Raw genomic sequence first — 3,995 nt, 5'->3', positions numbered from 1 at the left:
GACGGCGGGTTCGTACGCGCCGGTGGCCGGGAGCGACCGGCGCCGGGTGATGTCGACGGAGGTGTGGACGAGGCCGAGCAGCGGCAGCGGGAAGCCGCGGTCGCTCATCAGGCGCATGGCCAGCGGGAAGCCCAGGACGTGCGGATAGGTCAGGGGCAGGGCGTCGTCGCCGGTGGCGAAGCCGCAGACCCGCTCGTACGCGGCCAGCCGCGCGAGGTCGACGCGCAGACCGGGCAGGACGAGGCGGGTGCGCGGGAACTCCGCGTCGGGGCTCGGCCGTTTGAAGGGGGACAGGAGGGCGCCCCGGGCGAGCAGGGGCGGGAGGGAAGGAGAGCCGGTGAGGACGAGGGACATCACGCCCCCAGCAGGCTCTGGCCGCATACGCGGACGATCTGGCCGTTGACGGCGCCGGACGCCGGATGCGCGAGCCAGGCGGTGGTCTCGGCGACGTCGGCCGGAAGTCCGCCCTGTGCGAGGGAGTTCATCCGCCGCCCCGCCTCCCGGATGAACAGGGGGATCGCGGCCGTCATCGTCGTCTCGATGAACCCGGGCGCCACCGCGTTCACGGTCACCCCGTGCTCGGCGAGGGCGCGGGGCGCGAGCGAGCCGACCAGTCCGACGACGCCCGCCTTGCTCGCGCCGTAGTTCGTCTGCCCCGCGTTGCCCGCGAGCCCGGCGATCGAGGCGGTGGCGACGATCCGGCCGCCGCGCCGCAGCGCCCCGGCGTCGAGCAGCGCGTCCGTCGTGCGCAGCACGCTCGCGAGGTTCACGTCGAGCACCGAACTCCACCGCTCGGCGGGCATGTTGACCAGCCGCCGGTCCCGGGTGATCCCGGCGTTGTGCACGAGCACGTCCAGCCCGTCGGGCAGGGCGTCGGCGATCCGCGCCCCCGCGTCGGGCGCGGTGATGTCGAGCGCGAGCGCCCTCCCGCCGAGCCGCTCGGCCACCCACCGCGCATCCTCTTCGGCCTGCGGCACATCGAGTACGACGACATGGGCCCCGTCCCTGGCCAACACCTCCGCGACCGCCGCACCGATCCCCCGCGCGGCACCGGTGACAAGCGCGGTACGACCGGCGAGGGGCTGGTCCCAGTCGGCCGGCGGTTCGTCCCCCGGACCGACCGCGACCCCCGCCCCCTCGCCCACCACGATCACCTGCCCGCTCACATAAGCCGACTTGGGCGAGAGCAGGAAGCGCAGGGTCGACTCCGCCGCCGGGGCGTCCGTCAGGCGCATCAGGTTGACCGTCCGTCCGCGGCCGATCTCCTTGCCGAGGGAGCGGACGAAACCCTCCAAGGCCTGCTGGGCGGCGGCCTGGTGATGGTCCGTGGGGTCCAGCGGCGCGCCCAGGACGACGATCCGGCCGCTGCTCGCGACCGACCGCACGACCGGGTGCAGCGCCGCGTGCACCTCGGCGAGCGTCTCGACGTCCCGCACTCCGGTCGCGTCCAGGACGACCGCGGCCGGTGCGTCGGCGCTCTGGGGCAGGCCCGTGCGGGCGAGGACGGGGGAGAGGTCGAGGTCCGACTTGCCGGCGGTGAGGGCCAGCAGCCCGCCGGTGAGCGCGGGTCGTCCGGGCGACCAGCGGTGCAGGGGCGCCGGTTGCGGCAGCCCGAGCCGGCGTGTCAGGAAGCGGCCGGGCGCGGTGCCGGCGAAGCGCAGATAGCGGTCGGCCATGTCCAGTCTCCCCAGGCGGCGACTTGCTTACTCCAGAGTCAGGTTACCCGAGGTAATAGCAGGTGGGGAGATGAAAAATGTTCAACATACCGCCCGGTAACGTCTTTTCGGCACGAAAAGCGACGACCTTGCACATCCCTGACGCACGCCCACCGCCGGACCACCTCCGTACCCTCACCGGACCATCACGCCGGCGCCGTACGATCTCCTCCCCTTGACCTGCGACAACCTGCGACAACTCCCCCGCAGGGCAGCTGGGTTGAACGTCTGGAGTCGCCCGTGTCCACCTCGCCCCCGTCCGCCGACCTGGTGGTCCACTCCACGGCGTACGACGGCACACCGGTCCTCGTGGAGCCCTCCGTCCGCCGGCTGGACGGAGAGGTGCGCGAGGTCTCGGTACCGCCCTTCGTCCCACCGGTGCGCCACGGCTCGCTCGCCGACCTCCCCTTCGACAACGCCCGTATCGCCCCCGACGACCGGGTCCTCAGTCGCCGTACCGAGGCGGGCCGTTGGACGGATGTGACGGCCGCCGAGTTCGCCGCCGAGGTGCTGGCCACGGCGAAGGGACTGATCGCGACCGGGCTCACACCGGGCGACCGCGTCGCCGTCATGGCCCGCACGGTCTACGAGTGGACGCTCCTGGACTTCGCCGCCTGGGCCTGCGGCCTGGTCACCGTGCCGATCTACCCCACCTCCTCCCTCTTCCAGACCCGCTGGATCCTCCAGGACTCCGGCGCGGTGGCCCTGGTGACGGAGACCGGCGCCCAGGCCGCGGCCCTCGGCCCCGAACTGGACCGCGTACCCGATCTGCGGCACCTGTGGGTCATCGAGAAGGGCCATGTGGAGCGCCTGGGGGAGCGCGGCGCACAGGTGCCGGACCAGGAAGTGGCCGTACGGCGCGGGATGCTCGGCCCCGACACGCTGGCCACGGTCGTCTACACCTCGGGCACCACCGGCCGCCCCAAGGGCTGCGCGATCACGCACGGCAACTTCTTCGCCGAGGTCGACAACGCCATCGAACTCCTCTACCCGGTCTTCCGCGCCCGGACCAGCGAGGAGGCGTCGATCCTGCACTTCCTGCCGATGTCGCACATCTTCGGCCGGATGGTGGCCGTCGCCTGCGTCAGGGCGCGGGTGCGGCTCGGACACGCGCCGAGCCTGAAGTCGGAGGAACTGCTGCCCGACCTGGCGAGCTTCCGGCCGACCTGTCTCGTCGCCATCCCGTACATGCTGGAGAAGGTGTTCAACGTGGCCCGCGCGCGGGCCGAGACCGGCGGCCGGGTCAGCGCCTTCGACCGCGCGGTGGGCGTCGCCTGCCGCTACGGCGAAGCGCGCGAGGCCCGCCAGTCCGGCACGGGCCCCGGCCCGGGCACCGCGCTCAAGGCCGCCCGCGCCTTCTACGACCCGCTGGTCTACCGCCGTATCCGCAACGCCATGGGCGGCCGGGTCCGCTACATGATCTGCGGCGGCTCCCCGCTGGGCCGCCGGCTCGCCTCCTTCTACGCGGGCGCGGGCATCGACGTCTTCGAGGGCTACGGTCTCACCGAGACCACGGGCGCCGCCACCGTCTCCCCGCCCCTCAAGCCGCGTCTGGGCTCGGTGGGCTGGCCGCTGCCCGGCACGAAGGTGCGCATCGCGGCCGACGGCGAGATCCTGCTGGCCGGCGGCCATGTCCTGCGCGGCTACTGGGACCCGAACGCGGGCGGGGTCGTCCCGGCGACCGCCGACGGCTGGCTCCCCACCGGCGACATCGGGCGGCTGGACGAGGACGGCTACCTCCACATCACCGGCCGCAAGAAGGAGATGCTGATCACGGCGGGCGGCAAGAGCGTCGCCCCGGCCCCGCTGGAGAACTGGCTCCGCCAACACCCGCTGATCTCCCAGGTCATGGTGGTCGGCGACGCCCGTCCCTACGTCGGCGCCCTGATCACCCTCGACATGGAGGGCGTCGACCACTGGCGCCGCATGAAGGGCAGACACCCGGTCCCCGCCGAACTGCTCCTGGACGACGAGGAGTTGCACCAGGTCCTGCAACGGGCGGTCGACGAGGCCAACAAGCTGGTCTCCCGCCCGGAGTCCATCCGCCGCTTCACGGTCCTGCCGAGTGACTTCACGGAGGAGGCCGGCCACCTGACGCCATCGATGAAACTCCGCCGGGAGGCGATAGCCGAGGAGTTCGCCGAGCAGATAGGGCTCCTGTACGCCCCATACGGCGCGTAAGCGCCGTAGTCAGGGGCGCGGGGCTGTGACATGTGCGGCTCCGCCGCGCGGGCGCGACCAGCCCCCACGGCGCCGCACGCGATAACGGCCCCCCCACCC

At 72.9% G+C, this 3,995-nt stretch carries 2 protein-coding genes and 1 pseudogene; 1 reads left to right on the top strand and 2 read right to left on the bottom strand.

Translation table 11 applies throughout. From position 1 onward, the window contains the following. Window positions 1-354, bottom strand: a pseudogene (locus GRC12_RS42475) (hypothetical protein); the annotation flags it as partial. Further along, a complete protein-coding gene (locus GRC12_RS42470) occupies window positions 354-1,676 on the bottom strand; it encodes a 3-oxoacyl-ACP reductase (RefSeq protein WP_208785789.1) in 1,323 nt (440 codons plus the stop codon). The gene GRC12_RS42470 and the pseudogene GRC12_RS42475, both read right to left, overlap by 1 nt. Window positions 1,677-1,955: 279 nt before the next feature. On the opposite strand from GRC12_RS42470, the gene GRC12_RS42465 reads away from it, so the two are divergent. Continuing rightward, entirely contained in the window at window positions 1,956-3,896 is a 1,941-nt protein-coding gene (locus tag GRC12_RS42465; RefSeq protein ID WP_208785788.1) for an AMP-dependent synthetase/ligase, read from the top strand. Window positions 3,897-3,995 lie beyond the last annotated feature (99 nt).

Origin of the sequence: Streptomyces griseorubiginosus (assembly GCF_017614965.1) — a bacterium.
Classification (GTDB): domain Bacteria; phylum Actinomycetota; class Actinomycetes; order Streptomycetales; family Streptomycetaceae; genus Streptomyces; species Streptomyces griseorubiginosus_B.
The sequence above is the reverse complement of the archived record's forward strand: the minus strand, read 5'-3'. Positions and strand labels throughout refer to the sequence as shown.

Bases quoted from the DNA above. Each gene is read 5' to 3' on its own strand.
- GRC12_RS42470 (WP_208785789.1), bottom strand. From the start codon at position 1,676: ATGGCCGACCGCTATCTGCGCTTCGCCGGCACCGCGCCCGGCCGCTTC.